The organism is Streptomyces sp. NPDC050636, from assembly GCF_040654775.1.
GTDB lineage: Bacteria > Actinomycetota > Actinomycetes > Streptomycetales > Streptomycetaceae > Streptomyces.
Genome location: NZ_JBFAIP010000021.1, coordinates 36,312 through 53,743, shown reverse-complemented (window position 1 = coordinate 53,743; position 17,432 = coordinate 36,312). Strand labels below are relative to the sequence as shown.

11 protein-coding genes and 1 pseudogene are annotated in these 17,432 nt (G+C 70.0%); 2 read left to right on the top strand and 10 right to left on the bottom strand.

Going from position 1 to position 17,432, the window contains the following annotated elements; all coding sequences use genetic code 11:
- Nucleotides 1–214: 214 nt before the first annotated feature.
- The 5 genes from AB0I10_RS18275 to AB0I10_RS18255 form a co-directional block, all read right to left on the bottom strand.
- Nucleotides 215–1,630 (bottom strand): amino acid permease, encoded by a 1,416-nt coding sequence (locus AB0I10_RS18275; RefSeq protein ID WP_363153495.1) that lies wholly within the window; start codon nucleotides 1,628–1,630, stop codon nucleotides 215–217.
- Between the two features lie 272 nt (nucleotides 1,631–1,902).
- Nucleotides 1,903–2,907 carry an ornithine carbamoyltransferase gene (gene argF / locus AB0I10_RS18270; RefSeq protein WP_363153494.1) on the bottom strand — a complete coding sequence of 335 codons (1,005 nt, stop codon included), beginning with the start codon at nucleotides 2,905–2,907 and terminating at the stop codon, nucleotides 1,903–1,905.
- A gap of 277 nt (nucleotides 2,908–3,184) precedes the next feature.
- A complete protein-coding gene (locus AB0I10_RS18265) occupies nucleotides 3,185–4,420 on the bottom strand; it encodes an arginine deiminase (protein WP_363153493.1) in 1,236 nt (411 codons plus the stop codon).
- Between the two features lie 280 nt (nucleotides 4,421–4,700).
- Entirely contained in the window at nucleotides 4,701–7,508 is a 2,808-nt protein-coding gene (locus AB0I10_RS18260; RefSeq protein WP_363153536.1) for a polynucleotide kinase-phosphatase, read from the bottom strand.
- A 167-nt stretch (nucleotides 7,509–7,675) separates the two neighbouring features.
- Complete coding sequence (locus tag AB0I10_RS18255; protein WP_363153492.1) at nucleotides 7,676–9,190, bottom strand: 3' terminal RNA ribose 2'-O-methyltransferase Hen1; 1,515 nt, start codon at nucleotides 9,188–9,190, stop codon at nucleotides 7,676–7,678.
- A gap of 384 nt (nucleotides 9,191–9,574) precedes the next feature.
- Between AB0I10_RS18255 and AB0I10_RS18250 the strand changes: the two genes are divergently transcribed.
- Nucleotides 9,575–10,498, top strand: coding sequence for an LLM class F420-dependent oxidoreductase (locus AB0I10_RS18250; protein ID WP_363153491.1), 924 nt, complete (start codon nucleotides 9,575–9,577; stop codon nucleotides 10,496–10,498).
- A 258-nt stretch (nucleotides 10,499–10,756) separates the two neighbouring features.
- Here AB0I10_RS18250 and AB0I10_RS18245 read toward each other — a convergent pair whose 3' ends face one another.
- The 4 genes from AB0I10_RS18245 to AB0I10_RS18230 form a co-directional block, all read right to left on the bottom strand.
- On the bottom strand, nucleotides 10,757–11,212 hold the full coding sequence (locus AB0I10_RS18245) for a DUF6099 family protein (protein ID WP_363153490.1): 456 nt from the start codon (nucleotides 11,210–11,212) through the stop codon (nucleotides 10,757–10,759).
- A gap of 365 nt (nucleotides 11,213–11,577) precedes the next feature.
- On the bottom strand, nucleotides 11,578–11,937 hold the full coding sequence (locus tag AB0I10_RS18240; protein WP_363153489.1) for a nucleotide pyrophosphohydrolase: 360 nt from the start codon (nucleotides 11,935–11,937) through the stop codon (nucleotides 11,578–11,580).
- Nucleotides 11,934–13,421 carry a biotin transporter BioY gene (locus AB0I10_RS18235; protein WP_363153488.1) on the bottom strand — a complete coding sequence of 496 codons (1,488 nt, stop codon included), beginning with the start codon at nucleotides 13,419–13,421 and terminating at the stop codon, nucleotides 11,934–11,936. Before AB0I10_RS18235 ends, AB0I10_RS18240 begins: the two co-directional genes overlap by 4 nt.
- An 81-nt stretch (nucleotides 13,422–13,502) precedes the next feature.
- A complete protein-coding gene (locus tag AB0I10_RS18230; protein WP_363153487.1) occupies nucleotides 13,503–13,892 on the bottom strand; it encodes a cell division protein SepF in 390 nt (129 codons plus the stop codon).
- A 328-nt stretch (nucleotides 13,893–14,220) separates the two neighbouring features.
- Here AB0I10_RS18230 and AB0I10_RS18225 point away from each other — a divergent pair.
- Nucleotides 14,221–15,311 (top strand): annotated as a pseudogene (locus AB0I10_RS18225) (magnesium and cobalt transport protein CorA).
- Nucleotides 15,312–15,364: 53 nt separating this feature from the next.
- Here AB0I10_RS18225 and AB0I10_RS18220 read toward each other — a convergent pair.
- A complete protein-coding gene (locus AB0I10_RS18220; protein ID WP_363153486.1) occupies nucleotides 15,365–17,428 on the bottom strand; it encodes a PIG-L family deacetylase in 2,064 nt (687 codons plus the stop codon).
- Nucleotides 17,429–17,432 lie beyond the last annotated feature (4 nt).

The following is a 17,432-nucleotide window of genomic DNA, read 5'->3' as shown; positions in this document are numbered from 1 at the left end:
TCGATCACGCGCGCCCAGTCGACGATTCGTATGGGAACTGGACACTCAACGTCGGCCCCCACTCAGTTTCACCACCCACCCACGGGAGGGGACAGCCCGCAGGACGGAGTCCGGAGGGCTGTCACCGCACCCGACAAAACCACGCCCGCCGCAGGCGCAACGGCGAGACACCCCCACGGCGGGAAAGCCGACAACGGCGAGCAACCAAGCCGGCTCAAGCCGAACGCAGCGCCGAGCGCCGCCGCCCATACACCGCATAGACCAGCGCGCCGACGAGCAGGAAGCCGGCGAACTGCAGCCAGGTCGCCAGGCCGGTGCCGTACATCAGGTAGACGCAGAAGCCGATTCCGAGGACCGGGCTGAGCGGGAAGAGCGGGACGCGGAAGCGGCGCGGCAGATCGGGGCGGGTGCGGCGGAGGACCATCACGCAGACGTTGACCACCGCCATGACCGCCAGCGTTCCGATGGTCGTCAGGTTCATCACGACGTCCAGCGGCACGACCGCGGCCGGGATGGCGAAGACGACCGCGACGATCCCGGTGTTGGCGACGGGGGTGGAGGTCCGGGGCGAGATCCGCTCGAAGATCCGCGGGACCAGGCCGTCCCGCGACATCGACATCAGGATGCGGGTCTGGCCGTACATCACGGCGAGGACGACGGAGGCGATCGCGACGACCGCGCCGAAGGCGATCACCCCGCCGCCGAGCGTCGAGTCGGTGACGCGGTTGACGATCAGCGAGAGCGCGGCGGGCTGGTCGGCGACCTGGTCGGAGGAGAGCGCGCCGATGGCGGCGACCGCGACCAGGCAGTACAGGACGGTGACCACACCGATGCAGATCATGATCGCGATGGGGATGTTGCGGCGCGGGTTGCGGACCTCTTCGCCGGCCGTGGTGATCGCGTCGAAGCCGATGTAGGAGAAGAACGCGACCGAGGCGCCGGAGGTGATGCCGGCGATGCCCTCCGAGGCGAACGGCGAGAGATTGCCGTCCCGGAAGGCCGTAAAGCCGATCACGCAGAACAGGATCAGGATCGCGATCTTGAGGACGGCCATGGCGGCGGTCGCGCGGGCGCTCTCCCGGATGCCGCGGACGAGGAGGAGCGCGGCGAGCAGCATCACGACGACGGCCGGGATGTTGACGATGCCGCCGTCACCGGGCGGGCTGGAGAGCGCCGCCGGCAGCTCCCAGCCGATCAGGCTGCCCAGCAGTTCGTTCAGGTACTGGCCCCAGCCGACGGCGACCGCCGAGGCCGAGATGCCGTATTCGAGGAGCAGGCACCAGCCGACGAGAAAGGCGGTGCGCTCGCCGAGGGCGGCGTAGGCGTAGGAGTACGAGCTGCCGGACACCGGTATCGCACCACCCAGCTCCGCGAAGGAGAAGGCGGTGAAGACGCAGGTGAGGGCGGCCAGCACGAACGAGACGAGGACGGCGGGGCCGGCCTCGGCGACGGTGTCGGAGAGGCCGACGAAGATTCCGGTGCCGACGATGGCGCCGATGCCGAAGCACACGAGCTGGAAGAGCCCCATGCTGCGCTTGAGGCCATTGCCTTCGAGGTCCGCGCCGGATTCGGCGACGAGGAGGTCGGGGGACTTGATGCGCAGTCCGGACGGACCTGACGACGGGGGCATGGGGTGGTTCTCTTCTCTGGTGGAGCGGTGCGCGGCCGGGGGTGGGGCCACACGCATCGGGGTCCGGACCGGTGGGTCCGAACCCCGTGAGCGGCTCGATGGTAGCCGCCGTGGCTGCATGATCGCCCATCCAGCCGTATGAGTATGCGGATGGGTCGGCGGTGGGCAGGCGGATGGGACAGGCAGCGGGCAGGCTGCCGTACAGACGGATGGGCCGGCGAGTGGTTGCCGGGCCGGGAGGGGCGTGGGTGAGCGGCGTGGCGCCCGGCGGCTCAGCCCGCCAGCGTCGCGACCAGCACGGCCTTGATGGTGTGCATCCGGTTCTCCGCCTCGTCGAAGACGACGGAATGCGCGGACTCGAAGACCTCGTCGGTGACCTCCAGCGACGACAGACCGTGCCGCTCGTGGATCTCCCGGCCGACGGCCGTGCCCAGGTCGTGGTACGCGGGCAGACAGTGCAGGAACTTCACGTCCGGCTTGCCGGTGGCGCGCAGCACGTCCATGGTGACCGCGTACGGGGCGAGCAGCGCGATCCGCTCGTCCCAGACCTCCTTGGGCTCGCCCATGGAGACCCAGACGTCGGTGGTGACGAAGTCCGCGCCGCGCACGCCTTCACTGACGTCCTCGGTGAGCGTGATGCGAGCGCCGCTGTCGGCGGCGAGCGCGCGGGCCTGCGCGACGACCGCCTCCTCAGGCCACAGCTGCTTCGGTGCCACGATCCGTACGTCCATGCCGAGCAGGGCACCGGTGACGAGGTAGGAGTTGCCCATGTTGTTGCGGGCATCACCGAGGTAGGCGAAGGCGGTCTCCGCCAGGGCGCGGCCCGAACCGTGCTCGACCATGGTCAGCACGTCGGCGAGCATCTGGGTGGGGTGCCAGTCGTCGGTCAGCCCGTTGAAGACGGGGACGCCGGCGTGCGCGGCGAGCTCCTCGACGTCCGACTGCCGGCTGCCGCGGAACTCGATGCCGTCAAACATCCGGCCGAGGACCCGGGCGGTGTCCTTGACCGACTCCTTGTGCCCGATCTGCGAGCCGGACGGGTCGAGGTAGGTGGTCGACGCGCCCTGGTCCGCGGCCGCGACCTCGAAGGAGCAGCGGGTCCTGGTGGAGGTCTTCTCGAAGATCAGGGCGATGTTCTTGCCCCGCAGGCGGGCGACCTCGGTTCCGGCGCGCTTGGCGGCCTTGAGCTCGGCCGCCAGGTCGATCAGTCGGCGGAATTCCTCGGCGCTGAAGTCCAGCTCCTTGAGGAAGTGGCGGCCCGTGAGGTCTGTCGCCATGGTGGGCTCCTGGTTCGTGGCGGACGGGAGGAACTCGTACCCTGGAAGTGTATACGAGCTCTCGTATCTCTATACGGTGAGTGTGGGCGAGACCACGGCGGCGCGGCCACGCCCGGTGAGAAGCCTGTCCGTGGGCACCCGTCCTCGAACACCGGCCGTGAACCCCGATCTCCGACATCGGCCTCGGACACCGGCCCGGGACGCCGACCACCGACGACCTTCGACCTGCCACCTCCACCTGTGACCTGCCACCTGCCACCTGCGGCGGGACCGGCTCTCAGGTCGTGCCCGGCACCGCCTCCCGCTCCACCGGGCAGCTCATACAGCGCGGCCCGCCGCGTCCCCGCCCCAGCTCGCTCCCCGGGATCGTGATCACCTCGATGCCGCGCTTGCGCAGAAAGGTGTTCGTCGTGACGTTCCGCTCGTACGCCACGACCACGCCCGGCTCCACCGCCAGCACATTGCACCCGTCGTCCCACTGCTCGCGCTCCGCCGAATGCACATCCTGCGTCGCGGTCAGCACCCGGATGTCGGCCAGGCCCAGCGCGGCCGCTATGGCGCGGTGCATATGCTCCGGCGGATGGTCGGTGACCTTGAGGTCCTGATCGCCCGAGCCGGGCTCGATGGTGTACGAGCGGAGCATCCCCAGGCCCTCGTACTGGATGAAGGTGTCCCCGTCGATCATGGTCATCACGGTGTCCAGGTGCATGAAGGCCCGCCGCTTGGGCATGTCGAGCGCCACGATCGTGCGCGCGGAACCGGCCGCGAACAGCCCGCGCGCCAGCAGCTCCACGGCCTGCGGAGCGGTTCGCTCGCTCATCCCGATCAGCACCGCGCCGCTGCCCAGCACCAGGACATCGCCGCCCTCGATGGTCGAGGGGAAGTCCGCCTGCCCCTCCGACCAGACATGGAAGTCCTCGTCCTGGAAGAGCGGGTGGTGCCGGTAGATCGCCTCGTAGTGCACGGTCTCGCGCTGCCGGGCCGGCCAGCGCATCGCGTTGATCGACACCCCGTCGTAAACCCAGGCGGAGGTGTCGCGGGTGAAGAGGTGGTTGGGCAGCGGGTCCAGCAGGAAGTCGTCCAGGTCCATCACATGGAAGCGGACCGAGGTCGGCTCGGGGTGCCGCTCCAGGAACTCACGCTTGGTCATGCCGCCGACCAGCGCCTCGACGAGTTCGGGCACCGGCAGTTCGTCGAAGGCAGCCCGCAGGTGGTCGGTGGCCAGCGGCCCGTACTCCTTCTCGTCGAAGACGCGGTCCAGGACGAGCGTGCGCGCTTCGGGAATCCGCAGGCTGTCGGCCAGCAGATCCCCGAAGAGGTGCACGTCCACGCCCCGGTCCCGGAGCACATCCGCGAACCCGTCGTGCTCGGCGCGCGCCCGCCGGACCCACAACAGATCGTCGAAGAGCAAGGCGTCCTTGTTCGTCGGCGTGAGCCGCTTCAGCTCCAGATCGGGGCGGTGCAGGATGACCCGGCGCAGCAGCCCGGCCTCGGAGTCGACATGGAATCCCATCTCCCCATCTTGGCCGCTTCCGGGGCCAGATGAGCGTCGCGGGGGCGATGTCGGGGGATGTCGGCGGGATGTCGGCGGGCTGGTGGACACCGTCCCGTGGCCTGGGCGCGGCGGTGCACTCCCATAGGCGGCCGGGTGGCCAGACGGGCCAGCAGCTCGTAGACGCGCCGGGCACGGCCTGCTCACCAAAGCCGCAGCGATGGCCACAGCAATGGCCACAGCCGTGCCCGTACGCCCATACGCCCCGTACGCTCCGTACGCCTCTACGCTCCGTACACCCCTACAACCGCGGATCCACCGGCTCGGATTCCAGTGCGAGCACCGCGAAGACCGCCTCGTGCACCCGCCACAGCGGTTCGCCGTCCGCCAGCCGGTCGAGCGCCTCCAGTCCGAGCGCGTACTCGCGCAGGGCCAGCGAACGCTTGTGGCCGAGATGGCGTATTCGGAGCCGCCGCAGGTTCTCCGGGCGGGTGTACTCCGGCCCGTAGATGATCCGCAGGTACTCGCGACCACGGCACTTGACGCCCGGCTGTACGAGCCTGCCGTCCTCCCGCCGCACCAGCGCCTGCACCGGCTTGACGACCATGCCCTCGCCGCCGTCCGCGGTGAGATCCAGCCACCATGCGACACCGGCCGCGAGCGATGCCTCGTCCTCGGTGTCGACGATGAGCCGACGGGTCGGCGCGAGCAGCCCGGTCCGGCCCGCCGGAGCAACTGCCGCCTCTCCCACTGCCGCCGGTTCTCCCGCTGTCGCGACCTCTCCCTCTGCCGCGATCAGCCGGTCGATCAGCGCCAGCTGCTCAGTGTGCGCCAGCCCGGCGAGGTTGCGGCCCTGCACGGCGAGAATCTGGAACGGGGCGAGCCGAATGCCGTCCAACGCATCGACCCCGGCCGACCGGCCCGCGGACCCGCTCGCCGCGGCCGACGGCCCAGCTTCCGGCGCCGCCTCCCCCGCAGCCGCCGCATCCGCGCCGACCCGCCAGCAGTAACGCCGGTACGCGTCCGTGAACGCCGCGGCGTCCGCGGCCCGGTCACGCTGCCGCTCCAGCAGCGCCGACACATCGACGCCCCGCGCGGCCGCCGCCTCCAGCACGCCGAGCGCGCCTGGGAACACCGCCCCGGACGCCGCACCAACGGCCGCGTACTGCTTGCGCAGCAGACCGGTCGCCTTCAGGGACCACGGCATCAGCTCGGCGTCCAGCAGCAGCCAGTCGGTATCCAACTCCGCCCACAGCCCGGCCCGTTCGGCGCAGTCACGAACCCTCCGCAGAATGCGCTCGGTCGTCTCGGCGTCGTCGAAGAACGGCCGGCCCGTACGGGTGTACAGCGCGCCGGTCACGCCCTTCGGCACCCCGAAGTGCTCGGCGGCCGCGGCCTCGTCGCGGCAGACCAGGACCACCGCGCGGGAGCCCATGTGCTTCTCCTCGCACACCACCTCACGCACACCATCGGCGCGGTAGGCGGCAAAGGCCTCCGCCGGGTGCTCCAAGTAGCCCTCTTCAGCGGCTTCGCCGCGGGCTTCATCAGCGGCGCCGCCGCGGGCCTCCTCCTTGGAGGTCGCGCAGGGCGCCATCGTCGGCGGGAGGTACGGCAGCAGCCGCGGGTCGATCGCGAAGCGGCTCATCACCTCCAGCGCGGCCGCGGAGTTCTCCTCCTTGACCGCGAGCCGGCCCATGTGGCGGGTCTCCACGATGCGCTTTCCCGCCACGTCGTTCAGGTCGAGCGGACGGCCGTCCGCACCGCCCGGAGCCTCGGTGGCGAGCGGTTTGGCGGGCTCGTACCAGACCCGCTCCGCCGGTACGTCGACCAGCTCGCGCTCCGGCCAGCGCAGCGCGGTCATCGTGCCGCCGAAGACACAGCCGGTGTCGAGGCAGATGGTGTTGTTGAGCCAACTGGCGCGCGGGGTGGGCGTGTGGCCGTAGACGACGGCGGCGCGGCCCCGGTAATCCTCGGCCCACGGATACCGCACCGGCAGGCCGAACTCATCGGTCTCGCCGGTCGTGTCGCCGTACAGCGCGAAGGACCGCACCCGGCCCGACGTCCGGCCGTGGTACTTCTCCGGCAGCCCGGCGTGGCACACCACCAGCCCGCCGCCGTCCAGGACGTAATGGCTGACCAGGCCCTGGATGAAGTCCCCGACCTCGGCGCGGAAGGCGTCGTCCTCCTTGTCCAGCTGCTCGATGGTCTCCGCCAGGCCGTGAGTGTGCTGAACCTTGCGGCCCTTGAGGTAACGGCCGAGCTTGTTCTCGTGGTTCCCCGGCACGCACAGCGCGTGGCCGGCCCGGACCATGCCCATCACCAGGCGCAGCACACCCGGGCTGTCCGGCCCGCGGTCGACCAGATCACCGACGAAGACGGCCGTACGGCCCTCCGGGTGCGCTGCGTCCACGGCGCGGCCGGACTCGTCGTGCACCATGACGTAGCCCAGGCTGCCGAGCAGGCTTTCCAGCTCGGAGCGGCAGCCGTGGATGTCGCCGATGATGTCGAAGGGGCCGGTGAGGTGGCGCAGATCGTTGAACCGCCGCTCGATGACGACCTCGGCCGACTCAGCCTCTTCCCGGCCTCGCAGGATGTGCACCTTGCGGAAGCCTTCCCGCTCCAAGTGCCGCAGGGACCGGCGCAGTTCACGCTGATGGCGCTGGATGACGCGGCGCGGCAGCCCGGCCCGGTCGACCCGTGCGGCATTGCGCTCGGCGCAGACCTGCTCCGGCACGTCGAGCACGATCGCCACCGGCAGCACATCGTGCTCGCGCGCCAGCCGGACCAGCTGGGCGCGGGCCTCGGACTGCACATTGGTGGCGTCCACGACGGTCAGCCGGCCGGCCGCCAGCCGCTTTCCGGCGATGAAGTGCAGCACGTCGAACGCGTCGCGGCTGGCCCCCTGGTCGTTCTCGTCATCGCTGACCAGCCCCCGGCAGAAGTCGGAGGAGATGACCTCGGTGGGCTTGAAGTGCCGGGCGGCGAAGGTGGACTTGCCGGAGCCGGTGGCCCCGACCAGCACCACCAGCGAGAGATCGGGCACGGGGAGGGAGCGGGGCCGCCGACTCCCGCTGCTCTCGGTGGGGTTCTGACTCACGGTCTCGCTCATGTTCGCGCGCTCGGTCTCGGTCTCGGTCTCGGTCTCGGTTTTGTTCCGGACCTTGTTCCCGGCCTTGTCCTGGGCGTTGGTCTCGGCCTTGCCCTGCGCCCTGTCCGCGGCTCTGGCCTGGGCTCTGTCCTGGGCCTTGTTCTCGTTCTCTGTACGGTCGGCGTCCGTCATGCCGCGGCTTCCTTCATGCTCACCGAATTGCTCGCGCTCTCGCCGCCGTTCGCCTTCGCCGCCTCGTCGGCACCGTCCGCCATCCGGAAGTGCGCGAGCTGGGTCGGCGGCCCGACCTCGGGATCCTCCGGCCCCACGGGACCGAAGGTCACCGCGTAGCCGTGCCGCTCGGCGACCTCCCGCGCCCACTGCCGGAACTCCTCCCGCGTCCACTCGAAGCGGTGGTCCGCATGCCGTACGTGACCGGCCGGCAGCGACTCCCAGCGCACGTTGTACTCGACGTTCGGCGTCGTCACCACGACCGACTTCGGCCTGGCCGATCCGAACACCGCGTACTCCAGGGCAGGCAGCCGCGCCGGGTCGACATGCTCGACGACCTCGCTCAGCACCGCCGCGTCATACCCCTTGAGCCGGATGTCGGTGTAGGCCAGCGATCCCTGTACGAGGCGAATCCGCTCCGACTGCCGCTCGGACATCCGGTCCAGCCGCAGCCGGCGCCGCGCTTCGTGCAGCGCCCGCATCGACACATCCAGCCCGACGATCTCGGTGAACTGCTTCTCCTTGAGCAGCGCACCGACCAACTGGCCCTGCCCGCAGCCCAGGTCGAGCACCCGCGCCGCCTTCGCCCCGCGCAGCACCGAGAGAATCGCCTCGCGCCGCTGTACGGCGAGCGGCACCGGCTTCTCCTCGGTGTCGGTCTCCTCGTCCACGGCGTTGTCGATCTCCTCGACCTGCACGCCGTCGGCCTCGGCCAGCCGCTCCAGCTCCAGCCGCTCCATGGCCCGGCGGGTCAGTGACCAGCGTCGCGCGAGATAGCGGCCGACGATCAGCCGCTGCTCCGGATGGTCCTCCAGCCAGCCCTCGCCGGCTCGCAGCAGCTTGTCGACCTCATCGGGCGCGACCCAGTAATGCTTGGCGTCGTCCAGGACCGGCAGCAGCACATACAGGTGCCGCAGCGCGTCGGAGAGCCTGTGCTCCCCTTCCAGGACGAGCCGTACGTAGCGCGAGTCGCCCCACTCCGGGAACGTCTCGTCCAGCGGCAGCGGCTCGGCCAGCACCGTCCATCCCAGCGGCTGGAACAGCTTGCGCACCAGCTCCGCACCGCCCCGGGCGGGCAGCACCGGCACCTCGATACGCAGCGGAAGCGCCCGCCCGACCAGCTCGGGCCGCGCCGCGCACTGCCCCTTCATCGCGCTCGCGAAGACGCTCCGCAGCGCCACCGCCAACAGCGAGGAGGCCGCGTACGGCCGGTCGTTCACATACTGGCCGAGCGCCGAATCCGGAGCGCCGCCCCGGCCCTTTCCCTTGGCCCGACGGACCAGGGCGATGGGATCGACCTCCAGCAGCAGTGCGGCCGTGCACCGCTCGGCGTCCGCCTCCGCGTAGAGCACATGCGCGGTGCCGTACGACGTGGAGAACTGCTGCGCCTTGTCGGGATGCTTGTGCAGCAGGAATCCGAGGTCGGTCGCGGGACGTTCGGCGCTGCCAGTGGTGGTTATCGTCAGGAACACACGTCCGAGTATTACTTCACCGGCCCCGATCCCCCACCGGTTTTCCGGTATCAGCGCTGTTTGATCGAGCAGGCCACCGCCGGCACGAACGCTGTAAAGATCAGCGAACATCCACAAACCCCCCGCAGTAGCGGCATTTCAGCGCACCAGACGCGTACTCTCTCGCCTCCAAAAACGCTACAACCCACCACTGACATCAGGGCCGTTCTGCCGTCCGCAGCGGGGATCGACACCACCGACTCCGCGCCGGCGTGATGCCACGAGAAGCGCAGCCACGAGCACATTCATGCCGCCCCTCGGTACGCACACGGCTGGATTGTCGCTGTCTGCGACGCGCTCCCGGTGGCTCGTGTCGGCAGCGATCATCAAGGCAATATGGACGGTATGGAACTTCGCATCTTCACTGAACCACAGCAAGGAGCCACCTACGAGAGGCTGCTCCGCGTCGCGCGGGCCGCTGAAGAGCTCAACTACGGCGCCTTCTTCCGCTCTGATCATTACCTCCACATGGGCAATGTCGACGGGCTGCCCGGCCCTACGGATGCCTGGATCACACTCGCCGGTCTGGCCCGCGAGACCAAGCGGATCCGGCTCGGCACGCTGATGACGGCGGGAACCTTCCGCCTGCCTGGCGTACTCGCCATCCAGGTCGCCCAGGTCGACCAGATGTCGGGCGGCAGGGTGGATCTGGGCCTTGGCTCCGGTTGGTACGCGGAAGAGCACGCCGCGTACGGAATCCCGTTCCCGAAGGAAAAGTTCGGCCGGCTCGAAGAACAACTGGCGATCATCAGGGGCCTGTGGGACACCCCTGTGGGCGAACGCTTCAACTTCGCCGGGAATTTCTACCAACTGCAGGACTCCCCGGCGCTCCCGAAGCCCACGCAGCCGCACGTGCCCATCCTCATCGGCGGGCATGGCGCCAAGCGCACGCCGGCTCTCGCCGCGCAGTATGCCGATGAATTCAACATCCCTTTCGCTTCGCTGGAGGACACGGAGAGGCAATTCAAGCGGGTACGGGCGGCGGCCGAAGAGCGTGGCCGGAAGGCGGATGATCTCGTCTACTCCAACGCGCTCGTCGCGTGCGTGGGCAAGAGCGACGCCGACATCAAGCGTCGCGCCGATGCCATCGGCCGAGAGGTCGAAGAACTCAAGGCCAATGGTCTCGCGGGATCTCCGGCCGAGGTCGTGGAACGACTGGAGCAATTCGCCGCCCTCGGATCGCAGCGCGTCTATCTCCAGATGCTGGACCTTGCAGATCTGGACCACATGGAACTGATTGCCGCGGAGGTTATGCCGCAGCTCGCTTGACCGCTTGGCGTCCCGTCGGAACAGCTGAACCGGAACAGCTGCCTCGGAATTGCTGCGCCGGAAAAGCTGCATCTCGTCCGGCGGGACCGCCAACAGGTGCGGCAGCGGTGGCGCTACCCGCGGACGGTCGAGGACGGGTCCGCCGGACGGTGGTTCCCTCGGCGGCGGTGACGGTGGCTGAGCCCTTGCCGGCTGCATGGTCGGGCGCGGCAACAGGCGCAGACGTGGGCGTAGGCATGAGCAGGGGCCGGTGCTACATCAGGCGAGATCCCGGTCGCGCACCTCTAGCCTTTCGAGTATTCCGGCCACGCGGTCCCCCGATTCATCGGCCATGTCGATGGCCTCGACGCAGGTCCAGTACATCCCCTCCTCGTCCGCCGTCGACACCACACTCACCAGTGCCTCGCACACCTCTTGCAGCAGTTGGCACAAGCCGGTTAAAGCGGCCTTGACATCACGCACTTCGGACAGCTGAGCCGCCCGCAGCCCACCGGTTGCCGGCGCCGAGCACAGCAGTCCCCCGCTGAACCGCCCGCCCGCGTCGCCCAACCCTCGCGCCCTGGACCGCACTTCATAGGGCCCGAATATCGCGAGATGGCTGCCGATCGCCTCCGCCAAGGCTTGCGCTTGCCATGCTTCGACGACCACGTCATGCGCCGTGCTCGCCTGCGCCAGACCGCGCCGGTTGGCCGCGATGATCCGCACCGCGTCCATCCGCGCCCCCTCCTTCCCTCATCAGTCACCTTCACCCTGCACTCTCTCCACTACCCAGAGTGAGGTCGAACACCCAAAAACGCCAGGGGAATTCGCAAATCTGTGGACAAGCGAGACGCTGTGGAAAGATCCATGACTCCAAAGAGTCACAATAGGCGAGTTCGGGCCCGCTCCTCTCCCTCGCGCCACCCTGCCCCCGCGAACCACCCTGCCATCACAGGCCACTTGAACCTCTGCCGACACCCCCGTCACGCCGATCAACGCGATCCCCGCCCGTCGTTCGACGCACAGCAGGAGAAGGGGAGGGAGGGCGCGCCTCCGCCCGCGCACCTCTCCCACGCCCCCGTCCACCGCCCGGCCGATCCTTACTCCTCGCTCCCCCGCGGCCGGTCCGGCCGTGCCGAGCGCACCGGCGGGAAGCGTGACTCGTTGCGTTCGATTTTCGCCGCGAGCGCCGTCAGGGCGTCGATCCCCAGGGCCTCACAGAACTGGAGCAGATACGCCAGCACATCCGCGACCTCGTCCTCGACCCGGTGGGCGCGCTCCGGGTCGGTCATGACTTTCGCCGACTCCTCCGGAGTCAACCACTGGAAGATCTCGACCAGTTCGGCAGCCTCGACGCTGAGCGCCGCGGCCAGGTTTTTCGGGGTGTGGTACTGCTGCCAGTCCCGGGCCGCCGCGAATGCGGCGAGCCGTCGCTGCAGGGCTTGAAGGTCCTCACTCATACCCCTAGGTGTAGCACCCGTACGCCGGGCAGCCCCTCGACGACCGACGGGTCGCGCACCGTCCCCAGCAGCCGGACGTGCCCCCGCTCGGCCATCCGTACGGCCAGCGACACCAGCTCGCGCACCTGCCTCTCGTCCATGCAGCGGTCCATCCCGTCCGCCATCACCGTCAGCTGCTGCTGGGCCGACGGGATCTCCCCGGCCGGGTCCATGGCCAGCACCCCCGGGCCGGTGAGCAGTACCAGCGCCAGCGCGACAAAGCGCAGCTCACCGTCGCCGAGCTGCTCGATGGGCAGCGCTCCCAGCGCACCACGGTCGATCACGGCCCGCACGCCCTGTGCTGGATCCACCGCCCGGGACACGTTCACGGCCGGGGACGCCTGAACCGCCTGAGTCACTTGAGCCGCCTGAGCTCTCCGTGGCACCTGTGTCGCCTGAGCCGCCGCTGCCCCGGCCTTCCGCCCCGCCCCCGGACCGGCATCCCCCCGCGTCCCCCTGGTACCCCCTTGCCGCGGCTCCGCCCGCAGCCCGTCGACAGGGCCGGCGCACGCGTCCCGTACGGCCTTGACCAGCACCTCATGCCGCAGCCTGCACTCGCGACTCGTTCGCTCCAGCACCGCCGGGAGGTTGTCGCAGGACGACCGCAGCCGCCCCTCGTCCACCTCCTCGTCACCGTCACGTCCCCAGTCGCCGGCCTCACCACCGTCCCGGCGCCCCGCACGCACACCCCCGCGCCCAGCCCCACGGGACCCCCCGGAGCCCCCCGCCCGGCCACCCTCACGAGCCCCGTTCCGCGCCGCACCTCCCCCATCGGCCCCGCCGGCCCCCTCATCCGCAACGTCCCCACCCCTCCCCGCCGCCCGCATGACTTCCGGCCGCGGGTCGCACACGAAGGCCGACCGGAGCGCGACCACCACCTGCTCCGCCGCGGCCAGGACCAGTCGCTGTCCCGCCGTCTTGCCCGCGACGCGCAACGGCAGCAGAGAGGTGCCCAGCCGGTCGTCGGGCAGTGGCGCACGCGTCACCGGAGTCGCGCCCGCCGTATGCCAGGCCGCCTGGACGGCGGGCCGGGCCGGATCGGTGAGGGCCGTGGTGAGCAGCGTCTCGCCGCCGCCGGTCAACCGCTCACCGACGATGCGCAGTTCGGGCTCGGCCTGTACGGCGAGATCGAGATGGACGGGGCCGGCCGGGCCGTCGACCGTGCAGCCGATCCGGAACCCGCGCCGCCCCTGTCCGTCGGGGCGGGCGCCCGCCGGAACGCACGCCGTCGCGCCGCCCGCCACCGCCCCGACGGCCCGCGCCAGCCGCTCCCCGCTGCCGAGCCGCGCGAGGACCTCGTACGCCTGCAGCGCGCTCGACTTGCCGCTGCCGCTCTCGCCGCTGAGCAGCGTCAGCGGGCCGAGCGGCAGGGTGACGCCTCGATGGGTCTTGAAGGCGGACAGCCGTAATTCGGTGACCGCCGGCCGCACACTGTCGGTATCCATGTGGGGACGCTATGCAGCGGCCCGTCGGGAAAACCGTTACGCCCGACAGCTCTTCCTACGAACGGGGGACGGCGCCTCCTGCTAGGAACGGGAGACGGCGCCGCCCGTCGGTTCGGCGACCTCGGTGCCGATCGGTGCCAGCAGGAACACATTGGTGTCGACGCGGTGCATCCCGCTGCCGAGCCCGAAGACCACGCCGCTGGAGAAGTCCAGGATGCGCTTGGCGACGTCGGTGTCGGCGCTGCTGAGGTCCAGCAGGACCGGGAGCTGCGCCATGAGGTACTCGGCGACCTCGCGCGCGTCCGCGAAGGTCTGGACGCGGATGACGATGAACCGCCGCATCTCCTCCGCCGGTTCCTCCTCAGGGAGGGCGCGGTGGTCGGGCCAGGACGGCCATTCGCTGCTGCTACGGAGCGGGACGACCTCGGCGAGCCCTTCCCACTGCTCGTCGGTGGCATCGGGGTCGTTCACCGAATCACCTCACTCAGAGGAGCACTGGCTGTCTGTGGTACCGGTATCTGCATCGCACAATTCTAGGGATAAACACACAAAGCTTGTCGGATGCGACACGCGGCGCCACACCCCTGCCCCATCCTGCACCATGGCCCCTGACCAGTGCTGACAGCCTCGGCAGATATCCTGCGTCGAGTTTCTGTGTGCCTGTTCATCCCCCCTTGTGACGGAGGTCGGTTCTGTCGTGAGCGCCGAGCCTCCCGGTCGGCGGCTGCGCGGCCTGCGTGGCCTGCGCAAACCCGCGAAGAAGCGGCCCGCCGCGCCCCCGCCGGCCGCGACCGCCGCCCTGCCGGACGCGCCGGCGCCGCCCCCCGACACCACCAACAGCGTCATCAACGCCGCCCTGTACCGGGACGGACACCGCGTCAGCACCCACGACACGCTCGCCGACACCTTCCGGCAGCTGCGCGCCACCCCGGACACCCTGGCCTGGATCGGGCTGCACCGCCCCGCCCCCTCCGAACTGGTCACCCTTGCCTCGGAGTTCGACCTCCATCCTCCCCCATAGCCCTGAACGGGCATGGGAGGTGCCCCCATGCCGTCGAGGACGCCCTGGAGGCCCACCAGCGGCCGAAGCTGGAGCGCTACGGCGGCACCCTCTTCGTCGTGCTGCGTGCCGCGCGCTATCTGGACGACCCCGAGGAGGTCGACTTCGGTGAGCTGCACATCTTTGTGGGACGCGACTTCGTCATCGCAGTGCGGCACGGCGGCGCCCCCGACCTCTCGGCCGTACGCCACCGCATGGAGGAAACCCCCGAACTCCTCAAGCGCGGCCCCGAAGCGGTCCTCTACGCGATCCTCGACGCTGTCGTGGACGGCTACGCGCCGGTCGTCTCCGGGGTCCAGAACGATATCGACGAAATCGAGACCGAGGTCTTCGGCGGCGATCCACGAGTGTCCCGCCGGATTTATGAACTCTCCCGCGAGATCGTGGAGTTCCAGCGTGCCACCCGCCCGCTGAACGGCATGCTGGAAAGCCTCACCGCGGGCTTCGAGAAGTACGCCATCGACGAGGAACTCCGCCGCTATCTGCGCGATGTGGCCGACCACGCACTCCATACGACGGACCGGGTGGACGGCTTCCGGCAGGCCCTGCAGGACATCCTCACGGTCAACGCGACGCTGGTGAACCAGCAGCAGAACGCCGAGATGCGGGCGCTGGCCGAGGCCGGCTTCGAGCAGAACGAGGAAATCAAGAAGATTTCGGCATGGGCGGCGATTCTCTTCGCACCGACCCTGGTCGGGACGATCTACGGCATGAACTTCACGGAGATGCCAGAACTACGCTGGGCGTTCGGATACCCCTTCGCCATCGTTCTGATGGCGGTCGTATGTGTCACTCTGTACCTGGTCTTCAAGCGGCGAGACTGGCTCTGAGCAGCCACGCCGAAAGATGATCGTCGTCCAAGCCGCCGGCCGTCCCGTCCTCGTCATCCAGCAAGCGGAGAGCGGGCGTTGCGGGACACCAGCGACGTCTTGAGTGTCGCGTCGGGTGCCAGCCGGGCGAGGACGGGACGGTTGGCGGCGTCGGTGGCCAGGGAGGCCGCACCGACCACCGCACCGGTGATGGTGGACCACCGGGGGGCGTGAACGGCGCCGAGGGTGGCCAGGCTGGTGCTGCCGTCGTTGTTGCGGGCAGCCAGGAGCACACCGTCATCTACGGGGCGCAGGGCGAGCGTGCCGTAACCGCGAGCGGCCAGATCGACGCGTTCGCTTCGCCAGGCCCCGCCGTCGGCCGGAAGACGGTGGACGAGCGGGCGGGCGGACTTGGCCTCGCGGAAGGCGAGGAGGACCGAACCGTCGGGCCGTGCCAGCGCGGTGGGCGGGTCGGCCGGGCTCGGCAGGCCGGTGCGGAGGAAGGCGAACTCCCCGCCGGTGTGCTCCTGCGCCCAGTGGTGGATGGTGGTGTGCCCGGAGCCGAAGACGTGGACCCGTCCCCTGGCGTCGGTGACGGTGCTCAGGCCCTCCTGGACTGCGGCGCCGCCCAGGTCCCTCCAGCCGGTCCAGCTGCCGTCGGTGCGCCGTTGGCGGGCGGAGACGGTCTTGGCCCAGTTGCGTACGAAGAGCCACGTCGTGCCGTCGGCGCCGCGGGCCACGACGGGCCCGCCGACCCGGCGGCCGTGATCCGGGTCGCGGTCGGGGTTGCCGAGCGAGGTCCAGGCGCCGAACGGGCCGCCCTTGTGGCGCTGTTCGGTCATGACGATCTCGCGGCGGTTGTCCTTCGGTCCGGGGCCCAGGGCAGTGATGCGCTCGGCGAACAGCTGCCAGCACCCGTCTTCGGTGAGGGAGACGGACAGGCCCGGCAGCAGCCCGTCGCCGCCCAGGAGCTTCGGTGCTGTCCACGTGCCGCTGCCTCGCCCGGTTTCCTGCCACATCGCAGCCTGCCCGGCGAGGACGGCGAACGCGGTCAGCCGCCCGTCGGGAGCCTGCCGCATCTGCGGGGCCGCGGTGGGATAGCGCAGGCTGGTGCGCTGAAGCCACCCGGTCCGGTAGGAGCGGTCCTGGCCGACGTCGTAGTCGCCGCAGCCTCCGGGGAAGTCGCAGGAGTCCGGGGAGCCTCCGTAGGCGTTGAGCACATCGGCCTTGGTACGGATGATCTGCGCCGGAAGGTTGTCCGGCCAGCGTTCGTTGTAGTAGCCGCGGTAGGCCGTGACGGCATAGAGGCGGCTGTTGCCGGGGCCCTTGTAGCGTTCGAGAGCGGCATAGGTGAACAGTGCGGCAGCCGTGTGGTCCGGATGGTCGGAGTAGCCGGGCTGGTCGTGGTGGACTCGGTGCCGTCGGTCGTGGACCTGCATGTCCGGGTCGGGGTCCATGGTCCGCACGAGCGTGGGCTGGTAGCGGTCAAGGAGGTGGACCAGAGCGTCGATCAGTCCGGACCGGGTGACCTTGTGGGAGGCACGGACGGGAGAGCCCGTGCTGACCAGGGTGCTGGTGACCATGGTGGGGTCCGCCCACAGGTCCCGCAGGCCGCGCTTGTGGCCGCGCCCGGAGGCGGAGTGCTGGCGCACGCCCAAGAAGATCAGTTGGATGCCGGGGTGGCCGGCCAGGGTGTTCACTTCGATGAGCGTGCCGTCGGGCAGGGCGGTCGCCTGCATCCCCCAGCGCATGTGCGCGTTGCCGGTCGCCATGAGCGCGTAGGCCTGGCGCAGGCCCTGACGGCGGGCGCCCGCATAGGCGGCGAGATGGGGCTTGGGCTGTGGCCGGCCCGGAACCTTGTTGCGGCCGCCGGTCTCACCGCAGTTCAGATAGACGCTGACGAGCTGGTCATTGGCGCCGATGGTCTGCTGGAGATCCGGGTTCATGAAGTACAGGTCGTCGTCCGGGTGGGCGAGGATCTGCATGACCCGGCCGCCGCTTTTCCCGTCCTCGGCGGCCGCCACCGCACTGCGTTGGGCGGACGGCAAGGAGACCGTCCGCGTAGCACTGCTGCACCCCGCCGCGGCGAGGGTGACGAGGCCGGCAACGACGGTGCGGCGGGTGGGCTGTGATCGCACGGGA

Excerpts from the sequence above, each read along its gene's own strand:
- AB0I10_RS18275 (WP_363153495.1), bottom strand. The coding sequence starts at position 1,630 with ATGCCCCCGTCGTCAGGTCCGTCCGGACTGCGCATCAAGTCCCCCGAC.
- AB0I10_RS18265 (WP_363153493.1), bottom strand. The coding sequence starts at position 4,420 with ATGGGATTCCATGTCGACTCCGAGGCCGGGCTGCTGCGCCGGGTCATC.
- AB0I10_RS18245 (WP_363153490.1), bottom strand. The coding sequence starts at position 11,212 with ATGGACGCGGTGCGGATCATCGCGGCCAACCGGCGCGGTCTGGCGCAG.
- AB0I10_RS18235 (WP_363153488.1), bottom strand. The coding sequence starts at position 13,421 with ATGGATACCGACAGTGTGCGGCCGGCGGTCACCGAATTACGGCTGTCC.
- AB0I10_RS18240 (WP_363153489.1), bottom strand. The coding sequence starts at position 11,937 with ATGAGTGAGGACCTTCAAGCCCTGCAGCGACGGCTCGCCGCATTCGCG.
- argF (WP_363153494.1), bottom strand. The coding sequence starts at position 2,907 with ATGGCGACAGACCTCACGGGCCGCCACTTCCTCAAGGAGCTGGACTTC.
- AB0I10_RS18260 (WP_363153536.1), bottom strand. The coding sequence starts at position 7,508 with ATGAGCGAGACCGTGAGTCAGAACCCCACCGAGAGCAGCGGGAGTCGG.
- AB0I10_RS18250 (WP_363153491.1), top strand. The coding sequence starts at position 9,575 with ATGGAACTTCGCATCTTCACTGAACCACAGCAAGGAGCCACCTACGAG.